This is a genomic window from Bradyrhizobium sp. 192 (assembly GCF_023100965.1).
GTDB lineage: Bacteria > Pseudomonadota > Alphaproteobacteria > Rhizobiales > Xanthobacteraceae > Bradyrhizobium > Bradyrhizobium symbiodeficiens.
In genome coordinates this window covers 2,152,306-2,175,744 of sequence record NZ_CP064690.1, presented here as the reverse complement: position 1 = coordinate 2,175,744, position 23,439 = coordinate 2,152,306, and the positions used below count along the sequence as shown (strand labels likewise).

Below are 23,439 nucleotides of genomic sequence, written 5' to 3'. Positions count from 1 at the left end.
GCCAGCTCCCCATTACCGGCTTTGCCCATAAGGCAGGTAATGGGTGACGCCCATTACCTGCCGTAATCGGCACTGTCCGAAGTGTCAGGGGACAGCCCGAGCCGCGTGGCTCGCCGCGCGTCAAGCCGACCTGCTTCCGGTTCCCTATTTCCACGTTGTCTTTACACTTCCCGCACCGATCTCCGCGATCGCTTTCCAGAACAAGGCCGTCGTCTATGCCATCCTGTTCAAGGCTGCCGCCGAGGCGATGACGACGCTCGCCGCCAATCCACGCCGGCTCGGCGGTGCGATCGGCGGCGTCGCCGTCCTCCACACCTGGGGACAGGCGCTGATGCATCATCCCCACGTCCATTGCGTCGTTCCGGGTGGCGGCCTCTCGCCCGATGGCGCGCGCTGGATCGCTTGCCGACCGAACTTCTTCCTGGCCGTCAAACCGTTGTCCAGACTATTTCGCACAGTTTTTCTCAAACGTCTGTCGGCAGCCTTCAACTCCGGTGCCTTGCGTTTCTTCGGCGATCTCGGAGCTCTGGCCGAGCCGGCTGCCTTTGCGGCCCACCTCGACGCCATGCGACGCATCAACTGGGTTGTTTACGCCAAGCGGCCCTTCGGCGGGCCCGCACAGGTGTTGGCCTATCTCGGCCGCTACACCCATCGCGTCGCCATCGCCAACAGCCGGCTCGTCGCCCTGGACGAAGATCAAGTCGCCTTCTCATGGAAGGACTACCGCCAGAACAGCGCGACAAAGATCATGAAGCTCAAGCCCGACGAGTTCATCCGCCTGCTTCCTTCTTCACACGCTGCCCGATGGCTTCCATCGCATCCGCCACTTCGGCTTCATGGCCAACGGCCATCGCGCTGCCAAACTCGCCCTTTGTCGCAAAACTTCTCGATCATGAGCGGACAGCGCCAAACGATGGCGAGCCGTCGCCTGTGGATTCGGACGCTCTGACGTCGGCCAAGGTTCCCGCCTGTCCTGATTGTGGTGGCGTCATGCGCATCATCGCGCGCTTTCGACACAGCTTCAGTCGTTCCAACCCTCGAACCCCACCGTTCCGATGCGACACATCGTGAGCCAGTTCGTGCCCTGCACGACGATCATCATTCCCAGCGTCTCGATCATCGCCGACGCTGTCGAAGTCGTGCGGCCACACCGCGCGACAACAACCATTCAATGCAGCGGCCCCTCGATCGCGACCGCTTGCAAAACGCTCCCGGTCTCAAATTGCCGCCGATGCGCAACCAGCACGTCTCCGCTTTAGATACACAGTCTGCCGATAGCTACTTGCGATCGGGAACAATCCCCATAGCCTCACCACCGTGCCCACCCTTCCGCGCCTTCGTTCAATCCGGCTTCAATGAGGTCGCGTCACAGCGTCTGCCGTACGTTCGCGTCTGCGCGACCTCACAGAACCCTCCAGATTCCTTGCAAACTTGATTTGTGATTCACTCGCCTTTGACTGCTTTGGCGAGGGGACGTGATGCGACCACGGGAGCGGAACGAGACGGGGGAGCAGGATCTTTTCCAGTCCCGGCTCGATCAGATCATCGACATGAAGCATCCGCTGGTGGCGCTGGGGCGGACGGTGGATTGGAGCTTCCTGGAGGAGCGGTTCGGCGAGGTCTACACCGATGATCCCGGGCGGCCGCCGCTGCCGACGCGCTTGATGGCGGGGCTGGCGATCCTCAAGCACACCTACGACCTATCCAACGAGGTGCTGTGCGAGCGTTGGGTCGAGAACCCCTATTACCAACACTTCTGCGGCGAGGAGTTCTTCCAGCACCGGCTGGTGTTCGATCGCTCGTCGCTGACGCGCTGGCGCCACCGCATGGGCGGATGCGAAGCTTTTGAACCGGGCGCGCGAGAAGCTGGTAGGGTTGGCGCAGCGCCAGGCGGTGGATTTGCGCCAGTCCTATGCGCGCGTGGGCAAGCTCGCCCTGGTCCAGCATCAGCGCTATGCCCACGCCAAGCAGTTCAAGCGCGCCAATCGGTTACTGAGGAAGTTGCGCACCTATCTCGGCCGCGTGATCCGTGACATCGGCCGCAAGATCGACGGTGACAGCGGGCTCGAAGCCGCGTTCGCAAAGCTGCTGCCGCTGGCACGGCGCGTCCGCGAGCAGCAACAGCGTCAACGCGGGCCGAAGGTCTATTCCCTGCACGCGCCGGAGGTCGAATGCATCGGCAACGGCAAGGCCCATCGGCCTTACGAATTCGGCGTCAAAGTCTCCGTTGCAACCACGATCAGCCGCGCCAAGGGCGGCCAGTTCGTCACCCATGTGAAGGCGCTGCCCGGCAACCCCTATGACGGTCACACCCTGGCCACCGTGATCCCCGGACATGGAGGCGCTGGTCGGCAGCACCATCGAACGCATCCTGGCCGACAAGGGATACCGCGGCCACAATGCGCCGCCCGATCACAAGTTCAGGGTCTTCATCTCCGGCCAGAAGCGAGGGGGTGACGCCCAACATCAGCGCGAACTGCGCCGCAGGGCCGCCGTCGAACCCGTCATCGGCCATCTCAAGGCCGAGCACCGCATGGGCCGCAACTATCTCGGGTTCCGGCAGGGAGACGCCACCAACGCCGTCCTCGACGCCGCCGGCTACAACTTCCGCCGCCTCATCCGTTGGCTCAGCCTTCTGCTGCGCCAAATCCTCTCCGCTCTCAATGCCGCGGTTCAGGCTGTTCCAGCCTGAAACCAGAGTTCTTCACGGACGACTAGCGATCTCCTTGAGAACGAGCGCCTGGACGAAGCTACCCCGCGTCGAAGGACCGCTGTGAGCAACAAGATCGGCCTCGACGAAGCTGGGCGTAGAATTTCCTCAATCCGGTACGAACAGGGATGCTGCGTCGCAGAGCACTTGCTAACCCGCCGCTTTGTTCACGAAGGCTTCGAAGCCCGCGGTCGATCGTCGCTGCACTCATAAAGAACAATGCGCCCCAAGCCTCGCGCGTCAGGTCGATAGGGTCGCGGCGCTCCACCAGTTCAATCAAGCTCGGCAGCAGGGGCTTCAGACGCTTGCCGCACGCCCGGTCTGCGGCGTCCCAAAGCAGTATCAGAACATTTCTCTCGGGTCTTGGTCGATCCGCGCACGATTGCCACGCACCGCCGTCTGACGGTCGGAGTCGCAGCGCAGCAGCCGTGTCGCATGCATCCGATGCAGAGGCCAGTAATCGCGACGAACTCATCGAGAATACGGCCTTTTTCGACGCGGCTCGATATCCTATGGCGCCTCGCCAAAGCAGACGTCAATTCGTTGCGCCGCCATAATCAATCGCTTCATCGTTGCCCCCGCGCTCCCTTGCCATCAAGGAGCACTTTATGCGAGGCAACAACTCAACATTCAGAACTGTTTCTGGTGACGCAATGCGGCTACTTACACATTCTTTCTGCCACCCTCGGCAGATGAGCGGGCGCGGAGCCCCTCCTCCCAGCGCGCGAGCGTCTCGCCCGGTCCGTAGCTTTGTGAGCGTAGCCCTTGCAGCAAGGCCACAAGCAAGTCGTCTCGCTTGTGTCCGACGGACACCGGCAGCGGGTCGGCCTTAGCGAGAGCGTCTGCCTGCGCGGCCACTTTGTCCAGGAAAACTGCGTCCAATTCGGGCTTCTCGATAAGCCTCGACCAAGGCCACTTGAATGCCCATTGCTCGACGCTCTGGCGCATGCCAGCTCCGCCATCGGTCGTACGATAGGAGCCAATGGCCGCTCGGCGGAGCCCCCAGGAGTACCGCACCGCATCATCGATCTCCTCCAACGTCGCCACATCCTCGTGGGCCAACCAAAGCGCCTCGCGCGAGATCGCCTCTTGCAGCCGGTTCGCGATAAACCCATCCACTTCTTTGCGCACAACGAGCGGGTGCATCCCGATCGCCCGGTAGATCACCGCTGCCCGCTCCAATGCTTCGGGTGCGGTGCGCTCACCGGCGCACAGTTCCACCAGCGGCAACAGGTAAACAGGCTGGAGCGGGTGCGCGACCAGGACGCACTCGGGATTGTCCATCTCCGCCTGCAGCAACGACGGCCGAAACCCCGACGTCGAGGAACAGATCAGGGTTCCAGGCGCTGCCGCGCTGCTGGCGGACGCCAACAGCTGCTGCTTGAGCTCCAGGCATTCCGGCACAGACTCCTGCACCAGGTCCACACCACGCACCGCGTCCGCCACCGATTCGACGACCGTCAGCGCCCCTTCTGGGGGCAGCGGGACCATCGTAAGCTGCCGAAACGCCCGCCGCGCGTCCTCCAGCATCCCCTTAACTCGCTCGACCGCACGCGACGACGGGCCATAAAGCTGCACGTCGACGCCGTTGAGAATGAAGCGAGCTGCCCAACCGCCGCCTATAACACCGCCTCCGATCACCCCCACCGCGCGCGGCCACTTACCCGTGAGCTTCGATTTCTCGACCATAACCTTTGACCTCTCAGGCATGAACTTTCAGTTTGAGCTTTTCGCGCATCTCGTTCGAGCTCAGCACGCGCACTCCCATCCGATCGAGGATTTCAGTTGCCCGCTGCACCAGCTCTGCGTTCGTCGCCAAGCGCCCGCGGGAGAGATACAGGTTGTCCTCCAGCCCCACTCGCACGTTCGCCCCGATCAGCGGCGCCAAGGCCGCAAACGGAAGCTGCATCGCCCCGACCGCAATGGCCGAATACACGGCGCCTGGGGGCAGCTGGTGTGCCATTGCCAGCAATGTCATCAAGTCCGGCGGTACACCATAGCCTACACCCATGCACAACTGGATGAGAGGCGGACGGTCAATCAAACCCTCCTGGAACAGGTCTCTCACCATCATCAGGTGGCCAATATCAAACGCCTCGAGCTCTGGTTTCACGCCAAGCTCCTGGAGTCGCGCGGCCATCATCCTCAACGTTCCGATGGTATTGACCATGACGAGCTCGCCCGCCTTGCTAATTAAGGATCCGCAATCCAACGTACAGATCTCAGGGCGCAGATCTTCGACGTGGACGAGCCGCTCGAGCGCGCCCAGCATGTCCGTCTCCGGCGTAAGGGGGAGAGGAGCGTTGGGGCTGCCGAGCACAAGATAGCAACCCTCACCCGTGGTGAGGTTTATCACCGGTTTCACATCGGAGTTGCGAATGCGTTTCACCAGTTCCTGATAAAGACCAAGGTCCAGCACGCCCTGCCGGTTCTTGAGATCACGCACGTGCAGATGAACTGCCGCCGCGCCGGCCCGTGCTGCCTCAATTGCGGAATCGGCGATTTCCTGCGGGGTGACTGGAACGTTCTTTTGCTTAGGCGCAAGGCCTCCGCCAGTCACCGCACAGGTGATGAACACCTCTGAGATCATAATAACCTTCTCCTTTCACCTAAACTTTATCCATGCCTGCCGCATCTGCGATAAATTTCATCTCATGATCTTAAATCGGCGTGAACGATGGCACTGCGTGACCAGAACAACGAGCGGATCTCATCGGAAACTCCCAGCAGCAGTGCCGCTGCCCGTCTTTGGCTGCAACAGTCCTTCGTCATCAGCAACCGACGTGCCACTCACGGACTCTCGTTCGCACACTTCAATTTGATAGAAGAAACAACGCGTAACAAGCTCCTTACGCCGGAACGTGCGTTGCCGCTTGTCGCGTTTCAATCATCCCGTAGTGAATTGGACGCGGCCTACACGACGAAACCGTTGATGCGGGCTGCCTATCATGCCGAGCTTGAACGGCCTTGATAGTGGTATGTACGCGAGACGGCCCACGCGCTCAGCATCTGGACATCGTTCCATTTCAGCGCCGGACGGTCGTGCGACAGGGGCATCGCGCCGCAGCAACGGCGATCGAATGCTGCCGAGATCTTTAAGCGCAGGTACTCACGAGCTCGCTACGGATATCTCTAACAGTCTGCTGAAAAACTATGAAGTTGAGAGTTTTCTTGTTCAGTCGCTGACGGGGCGGAGCGCTGGAGGTTGGATGCCGTGTCCGGCCGGGCGCCGGGTTACCCCCGGCGCGGGGTGACTAAGCGGCAAGCAGTTTGGGAATGCGGATCAGGTTATAGGCGATCAGATTGAGCAGGAAGTCGGCGGCGACCCGGGCGACGCCACGATGTTTGGTCTTGCGCATGGTGCCATGCTGCTTGCTCCACCCGAAGATGCATTCGACCATCGCCTGGCGCGATTGCGACATGCCATATCCCCGATGCCGCGTGGTTCGTTTGAAGTGGACCCCGGAGCGGGGACCATGGATCGCCAAAGTTAAGGTGTGATCCGGCCTGCCTTGTCGTTCAAATCAAGGAGCTTTCTTCTGCTGCTGTTGCGTCTGCTGTGGGTATGTGGGCAACGCGTTTGCGTTGTCCAAGCGAAGCGGCATATCCACAGTCCTCGCGGTCTCGATCCTGTCGATGCCGGCACGCCATGCCGCCATCGGAAACTGGTTATTCATTGCCTGGTGCGGGCGGCGATGATTGTAAAGGCTCATCCATGATCCGATGCCATCTCGCGCTTCGCGTCCGTCGGAATAGGCTTTCAGATGCGCTTCCTCGTACTTGATCGAGCGCCACAGCCGTTCGATGAAAATATTGTCCATGAAACGACCGCGTCCGTCCATCGAAATCGCAACGCCTACAGCCTCAAGCCTGCCGGTGAAGGCTGAGCTGGTGAACTGCGCGCCCTGATCCGTGTTGAATATTTTAGGCCGGCCGTGCCGCGCCAGCGCTTCGTCGAGCGCGGCGATGCAAAAGCCCGTATCCATCGTGTTCGACAGACGCCACGCCAATACCGCCCGGGTAGCCCAGTCGATGATCGCCACCAGATACAGGAATCCCTGCGCCATCGGAATGTAGGTGATGTCGCTGGCCCAGACGTGATTGGGCTCGGTGATGCTGACGCCGCGCAAAAGATATGGATAGATCTTGTGGCCGGGCGCTGCCTTGCTGGTGCCGGGACGCGGGACCAGCGCCTCGATTCCCATCACGCGCATCAGCCTTTGCATGCGCTTGCGGTTGATGCCGTAGCCTGCCTGGTTGAGTTCGAACACCATTCGTCGCGAGCCCTAGAACGGCCACTTCAGATGCAATTCGTCGATCCGTCGCATCATGGCCAGATCGTCGGAGCTGGTCACCGGCTCGGAGCGATAGACGCCCGAACGCGCCAGATTCAGCAGCTCACATTGCCGCCGAACCGACAAATTCTCGCCAGGGCGCTCGACCATCGCCCTGCGCTCGGGGACGGTCATCGCCCGGGCCTCTTGGCCAAGAAATCCCTTTCAACCGTCAACTGGCCAATCTTGGTATATAGCTTCGCCGTCTCACGCTCATGCTCCTCCTCGCCATCTCCCAAAGCCGTCGCGCCACGCACGAACAGGCTCGCCAAATTGTCGAGGACTTGCTTCTTCCAGCCGTAGATCTGGTTCGGGTGAACGCCGTGCCGCTTCGCCAGTTCAGGCACCGTCGCGACCTCGCGCAGGGCCTCCAGGGCAATCTTGGCCTTGAATGCGGCATCGAACTTCTTGCGTGATTTCGTCATATCCGTGCTCCGTCGGTTCAAACAGAGCAGGACGCTTCACACCTTAACGTTTGGTCCTATTTCCGGGGTCCACTTCAGTTCGTCGATGGCGCTGTTGCGGTTCTTGCCGGTTTAGTGACGGCTTGGTTCTGTGTCACATGCGGCGTCACGCCGATGGCGCGAAGATTGGCGACATGGTCGGCGGTATCGTACGCCTTGTCCTCACCGGCCGTGATGCGGCGGGCTGCGGCTTTGCGTCTCGCCTTCAGCATGACCTCCGAAGCCCGGCGTTCGGCGGTGCCATTGGCATGCGTGACCCTGCCAGCCACCGCCAGCCCATGCCGGTTCTCCATGGTGGCGTGACCCATGTAGCAAAGCTTGGCCTCACGTCTGGCCGCCTTGCGATAAAGCCTGCTGTCCGGATCGCTGGTACTCGCATGGGTGTCGTTCTTGCGCTTCCGGCCGTGGAAGTTGGCGCCGTCATCATCGTCGCCGCGGCCCGTCCTTGGAGCGAAACCTCTTCTGCGAAGCCCAGGCTTCGATCAGCGTTCCGTCCGCCGAAAAATGCTCGTCCGACAATAGCGATTGACCTGAGAATGGTTCAGAAGCCTGGTCATGAACTTCGTGAACACATCGCTGTTCTGCAGCCGCTCCCGGTTCTTGGTGAAGGTGGTCGGGTCCCAGACCTGATCGTCCGGCGACAGTCCCACGAACCAGCGATACAAACGATTGTAGTCCAGCTGCTCCATCAACTGGCGTTCCGAACGGATGCCGTAGAACACCTGCAGCAGCAAGGCGCTCAGCAATTGCTCTGGAGGGATCGACGGACGTCCCTCGCTGGCGTAGAGCCTCCCAAGGCTGCGGTTCAAATCACTCAAAACATCCCGGACAAGTTCCCGAACCTTCCGCAGCGGATGGTTCGCTGGCACGCGCTTATCCGGCGCGATGTACGAAAACAGGCCGCCCTGATCCGTAAACCTGCCGCGCATGACCGCCTCCGCCGATTCGAGATGATAAAGTGAATCATCAAGCCCGCTCCGTGGCGAGGGGGTTCTTCAGCAGACTGCCAACCTATCCTGACGAGCTAGTTCAGTCATTCAGAAAAGAATAAAAAAGCCGTCTTGCAAGCCCGTGGGGATCGTGGTCGAGTAGCTCAGCCATTTGGCTTTCGCCCTCACAGATCCGGGCAGGCGGCTTTCCCGCACCCGGCTCTTCCCGAGGGTAACCCGCGTCATATCCGCGCCTGCGCCCAAGTGCGAGTGATGCGTGGAACGGGCAGACGGAAGCGTGCCGTCAGGGCCTCGAACTCCGACCAGCCCATGCGGCGACTTTTCTGACTGCGCCGTCTCAGACAGTACAGCCAGATCCGACGCACTTCGCGGTAGAAGCCGTTAAGCGCTGGATAATTGTGCGGCCTGCCGTAGTAGCCGTAGTGTCCACGCAGCACTGCGGCGAACCACTCGTGCTGGGTGGCCAGTGACTCGTGCATGAGCCGCCAGGCCTCCTGGCGCAACGCCGTCAGCTTGCGCGTCAGGCGCTTCCCTTCCGTCTTGTGCTTCACGATAAACCGGCCGTCCCGGGTCCGCCCGCAGTAGTGGGTGAAGCCGAGGAAGGCGAAGGTCTCGGGTCGCCGCTCGCCGCGCCGCTGACGCGAGAGGGCCGCAAATCGACCGAACTCGATCAGCCGCGTCTTGCCCTCATGGAGCATCAGGCCAAAGCTGGCCAGCCGCGCCTTGAGGGCCAAGAGCATCTCCTGCGCCTCCGCCTTGTTCTCGAAGCCCATGACGAAGTCGTCCGCATAGCGCACGGCCACAACGCGACCGCGTGCGCGGCGACGGCGCCATTGATGGATCCAGAGGTCGAGGATGTAGTGCAGAAAGATGTTGGCGAGGAGCGGGCTGATGCCCGCCCCCTGCGGGGTACCCCTGTCCGTTTCTTGCTTCTCGCCGCTCTCAAGAACGCCGGCCCGCAGCCACAGCTCTATGAGCCGCAAGATGCGAGGATCGGCGATCCTGTGCGCCACCATCCGCAGCAGCCACTCGTGGTCGACCGAGTCGAAGAAGTTGCGTATGTCGGCATCGAGCACCCAGTTGACGCGCTGGCTCATGATCGCCGTGTGCAAGGCGTCAAGCGCCATATGAGGATTCCGCCCCGGCCGAAAGCCGTAGGAGAACCCGAGGAAGTCGACCTCGTAGACGGAGCTCAGCACCTCGGCTACCGCGCTTTGGACAATCTTGTCCTCTAGCGCCGGCACACCGAGAGGCCGCTTACCGCCATCGGCTTTGGGGATGTAGACTCGTCGCACCGGCTGTGGCCGGTAGCGACCCGTGTGGACGCGTCCGCAGAGCTCGCGGAGGTTATCCGTGAGCCTCTGTTCGTACTTCGTCACCGTTACCCCATCGACCCCCGCGCTGGCCTGCCGCTTCTGTCGTCGAAACGCCCGAAGAAGAGCGTCCTCGTCGATGTGGTGCAGCAAGGCTGTGAACCGGGTTTGGGCAGCCTGCTTGGCTGCCGCGTTCATCCGTTCGAGGTTCGGCGGCAAGGCAACCCGGCTCTGTGTCCGGACCCTGGCCTTCTCGCGCGGGCTCCCCTCGGGCTGGCCCCTTCCCTCCATGCGTCTCGTTTCCTTCGACGACTTCACAGGTACTATGGACCAGTCCGACTCCCGACCTCAGCTCGGACCGCGGCTCTGGCAGTGCCTTGCCGCTGCCCCCCATTGGAGACCAATCCAACGGACCCGGTCGGGCCTCTCATGTTCCGATGATTACCTTCCATGCGTGATCCGGCCATCGACCCCGACGGAGCGGCATCGTCTCGCATAACGACGATGCTCATGCTGCCTTCGTGTTTAGGGAACACACTCGGCCTCCGCGAACATCCACCTTTCGAGGCTCATTCCCGCACCCCGCATGGCTCCTGTCTACACTTCGATATAGCGCGACAATCTGGATGGGAAGCGCGCGACAATCAGGATGGCGAGTCGGTGTCGCGGCGAGGTGATGATTGCCGCGATGATTGTCGCGCGCAAGAGTTTTGTTCGCTCTGATTGTCGCGGAGCGTCAATCAGCGAGTGTTTTTGGTGTCGCGTGCGAGGATGGTCGCCCTGGACCACGCTTCCGCTCGAGCGCGGTGCGCCTGCGATAGCTTTCGACGTTCATCTCGACGATGGTGGCGTGGTGAACGAGGCGATCGATGGCGGCGAGCGTCATAGCAGGATCCGGGAAGACCCTGTTCCACTCTCCAAAGGGCTGATTGGCGGTGATCAGCATGGAACGCCGCTCGTAGCGAGCGCTGATGAGCTCGAACAGCACGCTGGTCTCGGCCTGGTCCTTGGTGACGTAGGCAAGATCATCGCAGATCAGGAGGTCGAAGCGGTCGAGGCGGTTAATGGCGGCCTCGAGATTGAGCTCGCGCCGCGCCACCTGGAGCTTCTGGACGAGATCGGTGGTGCGGGTGAAGAGGACGCGCCATCCGTTCTCGATAAGGGCCAGGCCGATGGCTGCCGCCAAGTGACTCTTGCCGCCGCCGGGCGGGCCGAACAGCAGCAGATTGGCGCCCTTGCCGAGCCAACCATCGCCGGCGGCGAGCGCGGTCACCTGTGCCTTGGAGATCATCGGCACAGCCTCGAAGTCGAAGTTGTCGAAGGTCTTTCCAGCGGGCAGCCGCGCCTCGACGAGATGGCGCTCGACGCGGCGGCGGCCGCGTTCGGCGATCTCGTGCTCGGCAATGGTGGCGAGGAAGCGGGCCGCCGGCCAGCCTTCCTTGTCGGACTGCTCGGCAAATTGCGGCCACAGCACCTTGATGGCTGGCAGCCGCAACTCGTTGAGCAATAGATTGAGGCGCGCGGTGTCAATGGTGTTGGCCGTGCTCATGCGGCACCTCCGATCTCGCCGGCACCGATGAGGCACTCATAGGTGGCGAGCGGTGCGAGCTGCACCACGACGTGCGGCACGCAGGCCGGATCGGGAGAGAAGTAAGCGCGCAGCCGGTTGAGGTCGGGCAGTCGGCCGGCATCAAGCTCGGTCGCGAGCTGATCGGCGAGTTCGGCCTCGCAGCCGCGCTCATGGGCCAGTGCGAGCAGATCGACCATGATCCGGCAGGCTTTCCTGTCCGGCAGCCGTTCGCGCAAGCAATCGAAGGTTCGGCGATAGGCATCGCGCGGGAACAGCCGATCACGGTAGACGAGATTGAGCAGCGCCATTGGCTTGCGCCGCAAGGAATGGATCACGTGCCGATAATCGACGACCTGGTCGTGCTTGCCGTTGGAATGCGGCCGCCCACGCGGCAGGGTGACGAGATGGGTGCCGCCGACGAACACGTCGAGACGATCGTCGTAAAGGCGCACCCGCAGTTGGTGCCCGATCAAACGCGACGGCACGGTGTAGAACACCTTGCGCAAGGTGAAGCCGCCGCTTGACGTCACGCGGACAATCACCTCCTCGTAGTCCGAGGTGCGGCGATCTGGCAACGCCTGCAGGGTGGCGCGCTCGTGGTCGATCCGCTTGGAGTTGCGGGCATTACGGCGGCTGACGATCTCGTCGATGAAGCCGCGATAGGCGGCGAGATCATCGAAGTCGGCAGTGCCGCGCAACAGCAGCGCATCGGCGATCGTGCGCTTGAGATGGCCATGCGAGCTTTCGATCGCCCCGTTCTCGTGGGCGATGCCGCGATTGTTGCGGGAAGGCCGCATGCCGTAGTGGGCGCAGAGGTCCTCGTACCGCCTGGTCAGATCGTCCCTCGCATTGCGATCGAGATTGCAGAAGGCGGCCGACAGGCTGTCGGTCCGATGCTCCCGCGGTGCCCCACCGAGCGACCACAGGGCATTCTGCAGCCCTTCGGCCAATGCGACGAAGCTCTCGCCACCGAGCACGACATGGGCGTGTTCAAACCCGCAATAGGCCAACCGGAAGTGATACAGGCGATGATCGAGCGGCACGCCAGCGATGGCGACCCCAAGCTCGCCCATATCGGTGAAGTCGGACAGGCCGACCTGGCCCACTTCGTGGGTCTGGCGGAAGATGACCTCCTGCTCCTCGCCGTGGATCGCCCGCCAGGCGCGGATCCGGCGCTCGAGCGTGCGGCGGATTCCAGCCCCCAGCTCAGGATGGCGTCGGAGCATCTCCTCGAAGATGGCCACGGGCCGCACGCCGGGAGCCGCCTTCAGCATCGGCACGACCTCCAGGCCGAAGACGTTGGCCAAGGGATCCGGCCGCCGCCTTTGCCGCGGTGTCTTCTTTTGCGACGGAAGGCGCAGATCCTTCTCGAGCCGATAAGCGGTCGACGAACTGAACGACGCCTTCGCGGCCGCCTCTGGCGGCGAATTGGTTTGACGGAACTTCATGTAGAGCCTCATCTGGTGATCGGTGACATGGCAGCCTGGCAACGGGTGATTCCTCTTTGGCGAGAAGAACCATCCATCACCGGCCAGCCGCGATCACCAGACGGCGCGGTCCGCTCGGATCGCGCCGTCGCCGGGCTCGTAACTCCGGTCGGGCTACGCCCTCCCTGCGTCACGAGCCCGGCGAAGCTCTCTCATCCTGATTGACGCTGCACTTCCATCCTGATTGCCGCGCCGCACTTCGAACCCCGCGTTGCCGCGACGCCCGCAAGACTCGGTCCCGGCCTGCCTGCTTCGGCTTTGGCCGGATGGGACTTGCACCCACAAGCATTCATCAGCTTGGCATGACGTACTCCCCGGTGGTGGTGTAGCTCGGTAGAGCAAAGCCGCCCGGATGCGCGCCTTCAAATAGCGCCGTAGCGGGCGGGCGGCTTTGCGGTGGTCACCGGCAGTTCTCCGGTAGGATCGGGTTGCGACACGCCAACGCAACCGAGGAACCACCGATGACCGAAGACATGATGAACCTGCGCACGCTCGTAGAGAAGACCCCCGACGCCGATCTGCTGCGCGAGATGATCGGCTTTGCCGCCCAGCGTCTGATGGAGCTGGAAGTGGGAGGCCAGACCGGGGCGGCCTACGGCGAGAAGAGCCCCGAACGCCTGGCCCAGCGCAACGGCTACCGCGACCGGATCTGGGAGACCCGCGCCGGCGCGGTTGAGCTGCGCATTCCCAAGCTGCGCAAGGGCTCCTACTTCCCGGGCTTCCTGGAGCCGCGCCGCATGGCCGAGAAGGCGCTCGCCGCCGTGGTTCAGGAAGCCTATGTGCAGGGCGTCTCGACCCGCTCGGTGGACGACCTCGTCCAGGCCATGGGCATGACGGGCATCTCCAAGAGCCAGGTCAGCCGGCTGTGCGGCGAGATCGATGACAAGGTGAAGGCCTTCCTCGCCCGTCCGATCGAGGGCGACTGGCCGTATCTGTGGATCGACGCCACCTACGTGAAGGTGCGCCAGAATGGCCGCATCGTCTCAGTCGCGGTGATCGTCGCGGTCGGCGTCAATAGCGACGGTCGACGCGAGGTCCTGGGCATGGACATCGGCCCTTCCGAGGCCGAGACGTTCTGGACGGCGTTCCTGCGCAAGCTCGCCCGCCGCGGCCTGCGCGGCGTCAAGCTGGTGGTGTCCGACGCCCACGAAGGCATCAAGGCCACCGTGGCCAAGGTGCTCAATGCCAGCTGGCAGCGTTGCACGCGTCCACTTCATGCGCAACGCGCTGGCGCATGCCGGCAAGAGCGGACGGCGGGTCGTCTCCGCCTTCATCGCCACCGCCTTTGCCCAAGACGACGTCGAGGCCGCGCGAACCCAGTGGCGCAAGGTCGCCGACCAGCTCCGCCCCAAGCTGCCCAAACTTGCCGGCTTCCTCGACGAGGCCGAGACCGATGTGCTGGCCTACATGACCTTTCCGCCACAGCATCGGACCAAGCTGCACTCGACGGATGAGATGGACAAGCGATTTTTTTCATGACCGAGATGACGATTGCAGAAATCGCGTACGTCCATTCTTTTGTTCGGCTGCGCCGCGGGCCATTCTTCCGTCCCGGCCATCGATCTCGCAGCCGCCGCGCGCAGGGGCGGTCAAGGCTGGCCGCGTTTGCGGCCACCGCAAGGCTTGGCCTTGACCGGCCCGAGCACGGCGGCATGCTGGCGTGGAACGGGACTGCATTCCTGGCTGGCACTTGCCGTCAGGCGGGATTATCCTGGGTGGGCGCGGGCGACCTCGTGGCGAAGCGTGGCGCATCGGCTGCAAGCGCCACCAGGCTGCCCTATTTTGTCTTGCCGAGCTGAGGCGCCCGCGCGCCGGTTTTTGGCCGCCGTGGTTTCCATTGCGTCACCAGGCGCTCGTAGCTTTGCTCCGCCTGTGCGGCAATCAACATCTCGCGGTCGCGCAATGCCTTGATGTTGTAGGCATACGCTGGCCCACGCCGGCTGCCTTTCTGTTGCGGATGTCCGGCTTGAAGCTGCATCGCGCGGGTCTTGATGGCGACCAGTGCCGGGCGCGCCCACAGGTAATCCTCGCCCTTCGTCAACAAATGCCAGCAAAGCACGGTGAGCTTCCGGGCCACGGCCACCGCGGCGATCTGATGGCCGCGCCGGGCGCGGATGCGCACGAAAAACGCATGCAGCGGACCGGGCGCCTTGGCCGCTGCCCAGGCCGCCTCGACCAGCATGGCGCGCGCGTGACTGCGGCCGATCTTGCTGATGCGGCCGTGATGGGCGGCGCCCAGTCCGGACTGCCGCACCCGCGGGTTCAGCCCAAAATAGCTCACCAGCTTCTGCGGGCTGTTGAACCGGCTGATGTCGCCGATCGCCGCCATGATGCCGGCAGCGACCGCCAAGTTGACGCCGGTGATCGTCATCAATCTGTTGACCGCGGAATCGTCGATGGCGTCCTGCGCGATCTCGCGGTCGAGCAGGGCCAGATCTTCCGCCAGCCGGTCAAGCTCGCGGACGTGCCGATCGATCGCCGCGCGCTCATCGTCCGGCAACGGTTGGGCGGCCAACCACGCCCGGCCGCGGCCGTTGAAAAGATCGGCATGCGGGCACTTCGGGATCAGGTGCGCGTGCAGGATCGAATGCACCTCGTTCTTGAGCCGCGTGCGATGGCGCACGACCTGGTAGCGCCGCGCCACCAGCCGACGCTTGCGTTCCGTCTCCGCGTCAGGCGTCCAGATCTGCGGCAGGTACCCAGCCGCCTGCAGACTGGCGAGCGTGCCGGCATCGATCTTGTCGGTCTTGACGTGAGCCTGGGCGATCGCCTTCACCTGCAGCGGATTGGCGATAATCACCCGTGCCACGAACGGTGCCAGAACCCGCGATACCGCCATGCTGTTGCCGGTCGCCTCGACCACCACCTCATCACTGGCCAGCAGGGTCTTGCCAAATCCCTCCAACGCAGTCCGCGTCATATCAATGCGGCCCGCATGTCGGAGCCTGCCATCCTCCCAAATCACCACTTCCCCGAAAGTTCGGTGGACGTCGATGCCAATCACCCGTCGCATTCGCACCTCCTGCCAATCAGACCACATGACGGGAGCTGCGGGCGACACGACAACTACGCATTCGCGCTCTCAGCGCAACCGGGCGAGTCGCAGAGGCGGCCAGCTACTAACTCGAGCTCGCGGCTCATCGAATGCATCGGCCTGCCCGCACATCGTGCTCCCGGTGCCTCTGTCCCGATGGTCGCACCATACGCCACGACGCAGAACACCGCAGCGGAACGTTGGCACCGAGAAATCTCATACCGGTTACCAACCCGATCGAGCGTCTCAACGGTGAGATCAAGCGGCGCACCGAGGTGGTCGGCATCTTCCCCAATGAGGACGCCATCGTTCGCCTCATCGGCGCGATCCTGCTCGAACAGAATGATGAATGGGCCGTCCAGCGCGCCCGTTACATGACACTGGAAACAATCGCGCCGTTGAGCGATGATACGAGCGTCAGCCTCACGGCGATCGCCAGCTGACCAGCCCGGCTCTCGCCGGCGAACGTGGTGACCCGCCGCCAGCTACACCACGCCACGGGAGTACGTCATGCCAAGCTGATGAATGCTTGTGGGTGCAAGTCCCATCCGGCCAAAGCCGAAGCAGGCAGGCCGGGACCGAGTCTTGCGGGCGTCGCGGCAACGCGGGGTTCGAAGTGTAGACAGGAGCCATGCGGGGTGCGGGAATGAGCCTCGAAAGGTGGATGTTCGCGGAGGCCGAGTGTGTTCCCTAGTCACGAAGGCAGCATGAGCATCGTCGTTATGCGAGACGATGCCGCTCCGTCGGGGTCGATGGCCGGATCACGCATGGAAGGTAATCATCGGAACATGAGAGGCCCGACCGGGTCCGTTGGATTGGTCTCCAATGGGGGGCAGCGGCAAGGCACTGCCAGAGCCGCGGTCCGAGCTGAGGTCGGGAGTCGGACTGGTCCATAGTACCTGTGAAGTCGTCGAAGGAAACGAGACGCATGGAGGGAAGGGGCCAGCCCGAGGGGAGCCCGCGCGAGAAGGCCAGGGTCCGGACACAGAGCCGGGTTGCCTTGCCGCCGAACCTCGAACGGGTGAACGCGGCAGCCAAGCAGGCTGCCCAAACCCGGTTCACAGCCTTGCTGCACCACATCGACGAGGACGCTCTTCTTCGGGCGTTTCGACGACAGAAGCGGCAGGCCAGCGCGGGGGTCGATGGGGTAACGGTGACGAAGTACGAACAGAGGCTCACGGATAACCTCCGCGAGCTCTGCGGACGCGTCCACACGGGTCGCTACCGGCCACAGCCGGTGCGACGAGTCTACATCCCCAAAGCCGATGGCGGTAAGCGGCCTCTCGGTGTGCCGGCGCTAGAGGACAAGATTGTCCAAAGCGCGGTAGCCGAGGTGCTGAGCTCCGTCTACGAGGTCGACTTCCTCGGGTTCTCCTACGGCTTTCGGCCGGGGCGGAATCCTCATATGGCGCTTGACGCCTTGCACACGGCGATCATGAGCCAGCGCGTCAACTGGGTGCTCGATGCCGACATACGCAACTTCTTCGACTCGGTCGACCACGAGTGGCTGCTGCGGATGGTGGCGCACAGGATCGCCGATCCTCGCATCTTGCGGCTCATAGAGCTGTGGCTGCGGGCCGGCGTTCTTGAGAGCGGCGAGAAGCAAGAAACGGACAGGGGTACCCCGCAGGGGGCGGGCATCAGCCCGCTCCTCGCCAACATCTTTCTGCACTACATCCTCGACCTCTGGATCCATCAATGGCGCCGTCGCCGCGCACGCGGTCGCGTTGTGGCCGTGCGCTATGCGGACGACTTCGTCATGGGCTTCGAGAACAAGGCGGAGGCGCAGGAGATGCTCTTGGCCCTCAAGGCGCGGCTGGCCAGCTTTGGCCTGATGCTCCATGAGGGCAAGACGCGGCTGATCGAGTTCGGTCGATTTGCGGCCCTCTCGCGTCAGCGGCGCGGCGAGCGGCGACCCGAGACCTTCGCCTTCCTCGGCTTCACCCACTACTGCGGGCGGACCCGGGACGGCCGGTTTATCGTGAAGCACAAGACGGAAGGGAAGCGCCTGACGCGCAAGCTGACGGCGTTGCGCCAGGAAGCCTGGCGGCTCATGCACGAGTCACTGACCACCCAGCACGAGTGGTTCGCCGCAGTGCTGCGTGGACACTACGGCTACTACGGCAGGCCGCACAATTATCCAGCGCTCAACGGCTTCTATCGCGAAGTGCGTCGGACTTGGCTACGCTGTCTGAGACGGCGCAGTCAGAAAAGTCGGCGCATGGGCTGGTCGGAGTTCGAGACCCTGACGGCACGCTTCCGTCGGCCCGTTCCACGCATCACTCGCACTTGGGCGCAGGCGCGGATATGACGCGGGCTACCCTCGGGAAGAGCCGGGTGCGGGAAAGCCGCCCGCCCGGATCTGTGAGGGCGAAAGCCAAATGGCTGAGCTACTCGACCACGATCCCCGTGGGCCATCGGCTTCACGAACGCCGACCTCGCGTTCGAGCCGGATCGCCTGGAACGTTCGAGAGTTGTGCGCTCATACTGCATTTTTGGATACCGGCTTACGACACGTAATTCATGACCCTCCGTCACCCTCTCGCTGAACAAGGGCGTGATGCGCGTAAAGCTAGAGGTTTGCGGTGAGTGGAGGTTTTGTTACGCCCCCCGCCTGCGGGCACTCGAATTCGGCAGACTGACCTACCAAATCGCATCGCTGTAGCCAGGCTGCAATCGAACCGATTCAGGAGATCAATCATGCACGCCCTCGCTACGTTACCCACACGTTCACGTCCTGCTACATTGGTGACGCGTGGCGCCACGCCTACAAAGAAGTGTTGCCGTGATATTGCGAATTGCGCCTGCACTTACGCAACAAAAGGCTGAGCGCTCGATTAAAGCCAAGCTGCACGATAATCATCGGCCGGCTGACAGACACGCCCCGAAGCTTCATCGACGCGCAAGTTTGTGAGCAGGTCGCGGAACACAGGTTTTAGATATCCGCGCGACGGTGAGCGCGCTTGTCGTACAGTCGTGGCACAGCTGGCCGCGGAGCTATCGCCAAATTTTGGTGACGGCCGGAGCCGGTCAGGCGGCGGTTATGGGCTGACGGTCGGTCGGCTTGGCGATGACCTCGATCCCATCATTGAATGTCACACCGACAACGAGTTTTGGCAACTGGTTGTGGCCATCGAGACGACGCCAGCTTCTCTGCGCGGCCTCGAGCAGTTTGAAGACCATCGCGACTGGCGTCTTGTTGGACAGGCGGCCCTTCGATCGGATGGTGCGGTGGCGAACGGTGGCGAAGGTGCTTTCGTTGGGGTTGGTAACCGGTATGAGATTTCTCGGTGCCAACGTTCCGCTGCGGTGTTCTGCGTCGTGGCGTATGGTGCGACCATCGGGACAGAGGCACCGGGAGCACGATGTGCGGGCAGGCCGATGCATTCGATGAGCCGCGAGCTCGAGTTAGTAGCTGGCCGCCTCTGCGACTCGCCCGGTTGCGCTGAGAGCGCGAATGCGTAGTTGTCGTGTCGCCCGCAGCTCCCGTCATGTGGTCTGATTGGCAGGAGGTGCGAATGCGACGGGTGATTGGCATCGACGTCCACCGAACTTTCGGGGAAGTGGTGATTTGGGAGGATGGCAGGCTCCGACATGCGGGCCGCATTGATATGACGCGGACTGCGTTGGAGGGATTTGGCAAGACCCTGCTGGCCAGTGATGAGGTGGTGGTCGAGGCGACCGGCAACAGCATGGCGGTATCGCGGGTTCTGGCACCGTTCGTGGCACGGGTGATTATCGCCAATCCGCTGCAGGTGAAGGCGATCGCCCAGGCTCACGTCAAGACCGACAAGATCGATGCCGGCACGCTCGCCAGTCTGCAGGCGGCTGGGTACCTGCCGCAGATCTGGACGCCTGACGCGGAGACGGAACGCAAGCGTCGGCTGGTGGCGCGGCGCTACCAGGTCGTGCGCCATCGCACGCGGCTCAAGAACGAGGTGCATTCGATCCTGCACGCGCACCTGATCCCGAAGTGCCCGCATGCCGATCTTTTCAACGGCCGCGGCCGGGCGTGGTTGGCCGCCCAACCGTTGCCGGACGATGAGCGCGCGGCGATCGATCGGCACGTCCGCGAGCTTGACCGGCTGGCGGAAGATCTGGCCCTGCTCGACCGCGAGATCGCGCAGGACGCCATCGACGATTCCGCGGTCAACAGATTGATGACGATCACCGGCGTCAACTTGGCGGTCGCTGCCGGCATCATGGCGGCGATCGGCGACATCAGCCGGTTCAACAGCCCGCAGAAGCTGGTGAGCTATTTTGGGCTGAACCCGCGGGTGCGGCAGTCCGGACTGGGCGCCGCCCATCACGGCCGCATCAGCAAGATCGGCCGCAGTCACGCGCGCGCCATGCTGGTCGAGGCGGCCTGGGCAGCGGCCAAGGCGCCCGGTCCGCTGCATGCGTTTTTCGTGCGCATCCGCGCCCGGCGCGGCCATCAGATCGCCGCGGTGGCCGTGGCCCGGAAGCTCACCGTGCTTTGCTGGCATTTGTTGACGAAGGGCGAGGATTACCTGTGGGCGCGCCCGGCACTGGTCGCCATCAAGACCCGCGCGATGCAGCTTCAAGCCGGACATCCGCAACAGAAAGGCAGCCGGCGTGGGCCAGCGTATGCCTACAACATCAAGGCATTGCGCGACCGCGAGATGTTGATTGCCGCACAGGCGGAGCAAAGCTACGAGCGCCTGGTGACGCAATGGAAACCACGGCGGCCAAAAACCGGCGCGCGGGCGCCTCAGCTCGGCAAGACAAAATAGGGCAGCCTGGTGGCGCTTGCAGCCGATGCGCCACGCTTCGCCACGAGGTCGCCCGCGCCCACCCAGGATAATCCCGCCTGACGGCAAGTGCCAGCCAGGAATGCAGTCCCGTTCCACGCCAGCATGCCGCCGTGCTCGGGCCGGTCAAGGCCAAGCCTTGCGGTGGCCGCAAACGCGGCCAGCCTTGACCGCCCCTGCGCGCGGCGGCTGCGAGATCGATGGCCGGGACGGAAGAATGGCCCGCGGCGCAGCCGAACAAAAGAATGGACGTACGCGATTTCTGCAATCGTCATCTCGGTCATGAAAAAAATCGCTTGTCCATCTCATCCGTCGTCCGCAAGTGTTTCCAGTGCTCGGCCGGGAAGCCGTAGAACGCCAGTAGCGTGTCTCGATCCTTGCTTAGGCAATCGGCGGCCTTCTCGTACTTCAGCGCGTAGCTCTCGATGAAGGTGTCGAACGCCAGCTCGGCGGCGAGCTTCGTTTCAGCCATCCAGATCTCCTGCAACGCGCGTTTGGCCTTCGGCTGCTGGCTCTTCGGCAACTTGGCGAGCACGTTGGCGGTCTTGTGCACCCAGCAGCGCTGCTCGCGCGTTTTCGGCCAGACCTCGCCGGCCGCCTTCCAGAACCCGAGTGCGCCATCGGCGATGGTAAGCTGCGGCGCCACGTCGAGCCCACGCCGCTTCAGATCGAGCAGCAGATCGCGCCAGTCCTGCGCGCTCTCGCGGGCGCCATCGGTGAAGCCGACCAGTTCCTTGCGGCCTTCCGGGGTCGCGCCGATCAGCACCAGGATGCACTGCTTTTCGTCTTCGAGGCGCGCTTGAAGATGGATGCCATCGGCCCAGATGTAGACGTAGCGCTTCGCCGACAGATCGCGCCTCTGCCACGCGGCGTGCTCGTCGAGCCAGCCATTCTTCAGGCGACCGATGGCGGATGCCGACAACCCGGCAGCATCCTTGCCGAGTAGCGCAGCCAGCGCCTCAGAGAAGTCGCCGGTCGAGATACCCTTCAGGTAAAGGATCGGCAGCAGCGTCTCGATCGACTTCGACCGGCGCATGTAGGGCGGCAGGATCGACGGCGAGAACCGGATGCGGCCAGGATCGGCGGCGTCCGCTTCGCGTACACGCGGCTGGCGGACGGCGACCGGACCGATGCCGGTCATCACCTCGCGCTCCGGCAGGTGACCGTGGCGGACGACGCGCTGGTGGCCGTCCCGGGTCTTCAAATCGGCATGCTGGCCTAGAAAGTCTGCAACCTCGGCCTCGACCGCCTGGGCCAGCAGGGCACGCGCTCCATTGCGCAAGACTTCTGTGAGTTGATCGGCGACGGTTCCTGGCTGAATCAGATGGATGACGTTATCGTTGGACACGGCATATCGCTCCTTCGGTGGAGAAGTGGAGGCGTCAAGCACCCCCACGATATGCCGCCTTTCCGATTCCCGCCGTCACCAACTTTGGGCGATAGCTCCTGGCCGCGCGCGGGCAAGTGATGTTCGGATTCGGCGTTTGCCCGTCAAGGTCTCTTCGATCTCGTCATCAGAGTGTCTAGCTAGAACCGCTTGGCGCATCTCTTCGACGAGATGAGTCGTGTCCTCTTCTACTGCGCAGAACTAGATTATTGTGCGTTTTTACCGTATGACTGTACGCGCCTGTTAGGGAAACACGCCGGAAATCGGCCACGGGGTGGACAACCAGAACTCCGGATCCTTAGTTCCAAGACGAGGAGAAGCAACACATGGCGGTGCAAACAGTGACGGGTGCTATCCCGACCGAAGCCTTGGGTCGCACCTTGATGCATGAGCATCTTTTCGTCGCTTACCCCGGGGCCACCTTCGATCCGCTCGCGAAGTTCGATCGTGTAGAATTCATAAACGAGGCGGTCCGACGGCTCGTGGAACTGCGCACGGAGCACGGCGTGCGCAGCTTCGTGGATCCATGCCCAATTGAACTCGGTCGCGATGTCGCTATGATGAAGGAGGTGTCCGAAAAATCCGGCGTATACATTGTGTGCACCACCGGATTTTACTATGAGGGAGGAGGGCTGCCGGTTTACTGGCGCGCCCGTACTGTCGATGAAATCGCCGAGCTGTACGTTCGTGAGATCACCCATGGAATTGGCGGCACCGGGGTGAAGGCCGGTGCACTCAAGGTATCAAGTGGCGCGGACGTGATCACTGAACATGAAAAAAAATTCCTCGCCGCTGCGTGCATTGCGCACACGGCGACAGGGGCGCCAATCATTACGCACACCACAGGCGGAAGTGCCGGGCCTGAACAGCAAACATTGTTCGCGGCTAGCAATGTTGCGGCTCATCGGTGTCTGATAGGTCATTGCTGCGACAACCCCGATCCGGCCTACCATCGACGCATCGTCGCTGCCGGCTCTTACATCGGATTCGACCAAATCGGATATGCCAGCCTACAGAGAGACGAGGTTCGCGCCAACAATATATCGAAGCTGGTGCGTGACGGTTTTCGTGCTCAGATCATAATGAGCCAGGACCGCTATTGCGGCTTGTTGGGCAAGTTGCTGCGCCAGTTTCGCCCCGAGGAACTCGCCATAGTTGAAGAGCTAAGGTCAAAGTCACCGCCCTACAGCTATCCCTTCACATATATCTTTAGGGAATTCCTTCCAATGCTGCGTGCCCGTGGTGTTGCACAGGAGGATATTGTATCGATCCTGGAGGACAACCCGCGAAGGTTTTTTGCTGGGCAGCCTGTGCCGGAACCCAGGGCTAATTTGAGCTTGCCTCCCCGAGCTACGGCCGCACGCTAAGCTGAGCTTTCAACCTGCTACGCGAACGCGCGGCGACCTCTAAGCAGCCTT

Annotated in this window: 13 protein-coding genes and 8 pseudogenes; 9 read left to right on the top strand and 12 right to left on the bottom strand. The window is 62.8% G+C overall.

Features of this window, described 5'->3' with window-relative positions:
* Positions 1-55: 55 nt before the first annotated feature.
* Positions 56-878 (top strand): annotated as a pseudogene (locus IVB24_RS09960) (IS91 family transposase); the annotation flags it as partial.
* A 600-nt stretch (positions 879-1,478) separates the two neighbouring features.
* A pseudogene (locus tag IVB24_RS09955) lies at positions 1,479-2,692 on the top strand (IS5 family transposase).
* A gap of 681 nt (positions 2,693-3,373) precedes the next feature.
* Here IVB24_RS09955 and IVB24_RS09950 read toward each other — a convergent pair.
* Both IVB24_RS09950 and IVB24_RS09945 read right to left on the bottom strand, forming a co-directional pair.
* Positions 3,374-4,399, bottom strand: coding sequence for a 3-hydroxyacyl-CoA dehydrogenase NAD-binding domain-containing protein (locus IVB24_RS09950; protein ID WP_247772787.1), 1,026 nt, complete (start codon positions 4,397-4,399; stop codon positions 3,374-3,376).
* A 13-nt stretch (positions 4,400-4,412) separates the two neighbouring features.
* Positions 4,413-5,300 carry a 3-keto-5-aminohexanoate cleavage protein gene (locus IVB24_RS09945; RefSeq protein ID WP_247772786.1) on the bottom strand — a complete coding sequence of 296 codons (888 nt, stop codon included), beginning with the start codon at positions 5,298-5,300 and terminating at the stop codon, positions 4,413-4,415.
* A gap of 87 nt (positions 5,301-5,387) precedes the next feature.
* Here IVB24_RS09945 and IVB24_RS09940 point away from each other — a divergent pair, with 87 nt between their 5' ends.
* Positions 5,388-5,681, top strand: a complete 294-nt coding sequence (locus IVB24_RS09940) for a hypothetical protein (RefSeq protein ID WP_247772785.1) — start codon at positions 5,388-5,390, stop codon at positions 5,679-5,681.
* Between the two features lie 283 nt (positions 5,682-5,964).
* Here the strand turns inward: IVB24_RS09940 and IVB24_RS09935 are convergent, their stop codons facing one another.
* The 6 genes and pseudogenes from IVB24_RS09935 to istA all read right to left on the bottom strand — a co-directional run bounded on the left by IVB24_RS09935 (position 5,965) and on the right by istA (position 12,801).
* Positions 5,965-6,132, bottom strand: coding sequence for a transposase (locus IVB24_RS09935; protein ID WP_247772784.1), 168 nt, complete (start codon positions 6,130-6,132; stop codon positions 5,965-5,967).
* A gap of 225 nt (positions 6,133-6,357) precedes the next feature.
* Positions 6,358-7,469, bottom strand: a pseudogene (locus IVB24_RS09930) (IS3 family transposase); the annotation flags it as partial.
* 125 nt (positions 7,470-7,594) lie between these two features.
* A pseudogene (locus IVB24_RS09925) lies at positions 7,595-8,437 on the bottom strand (IS5 family transposase); the annotation flags it as partial.
* 242 nt (positions 8,438-8,679) lie between these two features.
* A complete protein-coding gene (gene ltrA / locus IVB24_RS09920; protein WP_346771364.1) occupies positions 8,680-10,089 on the bottom strand; it encodes a group II intron reverse transcriptase/maturase in 1,410 nt (469 codons plus the stop codon).
* Positions 10,090-10,507: 418 nt separating this feature from the next.
* Positions 10,508-11,320, bottom strand: a complete 813-nt coding sequence (gene istB, locus IVB24_RS09915) for an IS21-like element ISBj11 family helper ATPase IstB (RefSeq protein ID WP_247300139.1) — start codon at positions 11,318-11,320, stop codon at positions 10,508-10,510.
* Complete coding sequence (gene istA / locus IVB24_RS09910) at positions 11,317-12,801, bottom strand: IS21 family transposase (protein WP_247409554.1); 1,485 nt, start codon at positions 12,799-12,801, stop codon at positions 11,317-11,319. The genes istB and istA overlap by 4 nt, the downstream gene beginning before the upstream one ends.
* A 488-nt stretch (positions 12,802-13,289) precedes the next feature.
* Here istA and IVB24_RS09905 point away from each other — a divergent pair.
* Positions 13,290-14,289 (top strand): annotated as a pseudogene (locus tag IVB24_RS09905) (IS256 family transposase); the annotation flags it as partial.
* Between the two features lie 14 nt (positions 14,290-14,303).
* Positions 14,304-14,627 (top strand): hypothetical protein, encoded by a 324-nt coding sequence (locus tag IVB24_RS09900; RefSeq protein WP_247337951.1) that lies wholly within the window; start codon positions 14,304-14,306, stop codon positions 14,625-14,627.
* On the opposite strand, the gene IVB24_RS09895 is transcribed toward IVB24_RS09900, so the two are convergent.
* Positions 14,606-15,823, bottom strand: coding sequence for an IS110 family transposase (locus IVB24_RS09895; RefSeq protein ID WP_247289241.1), 1,218 nt, complete (start codon positions 15,821-15,823; stop codon positions 14,606-14,608). The two genes, IVB24_RS09900 and IVB24_RS09895, sit on opposite strands and share 22 nt — an antisense overlap.
* A 266-nt stretch (positions 15,824-16,089) precedes the next feature.
* Here IVB24_RS09895 and IVB24_RS09890 point away from each other — a divergent pair.
* Both IVB24_RS09890 and ltrA (IVB24_RS09885) read left to right on the top strand, forming a co-directional pair.
* Positions 16,090-16,305: pseudogene (locus tag IVB24_RS09890) on the top strand (transposase); the annotation flags it as partial.
* A 458-nt stretch (positions 16,306-16,763) separates the two neighbouring features.
* Positions 16,764-18,173, top strand: a complete 1,410-nt coding sequence (gene ltrA / locus IVB24_RS09885) for a group II intron reverse transcriptase/maturase (RefSeq protein WP_346771363.1) — start codon at positions 16,764-16,766, stop codon at positions 18,171-18,173.
* Between the two features lie 719 nt (positions 18,174-18,892).
* On the opposite strand, the pseudogene IVB24_RS09880 reads toward ltrA (IVB24_RS09885), so the two are convergent.
* Positions 18,893-19,132: pseudogene (locus IVB24_RS09880) on the bottom strand (IS256 family transposase); the annotation flags it as partial.
* A gap of 266 nt (positions 19,133-19,398) precedes the next feature.
* Here IVB24_RS09880 and IVB24_RS09875 point away from each other — a divergent pair.
* A complete protein-coding gene (locus IVB24_RS09875; protein WP_247289241.1) occupies positions 19,399-20,616 on the top strand; it encodes an IS110 family transposase in 1,218 nt (405 codons plus the stop codon).
* Here IVB24_RS09875 and IVB24_RS09870 read toward each other — a convergent pair.
* Positions 20,595-20,918, bottom strand: coding sequence for a hypothetical protein (locus tag IVB24_RS09870; RefSeq protein ID WP_247337951.1), 324 nt, complete (start codon positions 20,916-20,918; stop codon positions 20,595-20,597). The two genes, IVB24_RS09875 and IVB24_RS09870, sit on opposite strands and share 22 nt — an antisense overlap.
* A 14-nt stretch (positions 20,919-20,932) precedes the next feature.
* A pseudogene (locus IVB24_RS09865) lies at positions 20,933-21,982 on the bottom strand (IS256 family transposase); the annotation flags it as partial.
* Positions 21,983-22,347: 365 nt separating this feature from the next.
* Here IVB24_RS09865 and IVB24_RS09860 point away from each other — a divergent pair.
* Positions 22,348-23,388 (top strand): hypothetical protein, encoded by a 1,041-nt coding sequence (locus IVB24_RS09860; protein ID WP_247772781.1) that lies wholly within the window; start codon positions 22,348-22,350, stop codon positions 23,386-23,388.
* The last annotated feature ends 51 nt before the right edge of the window (positions 23,389-23,439 follow it).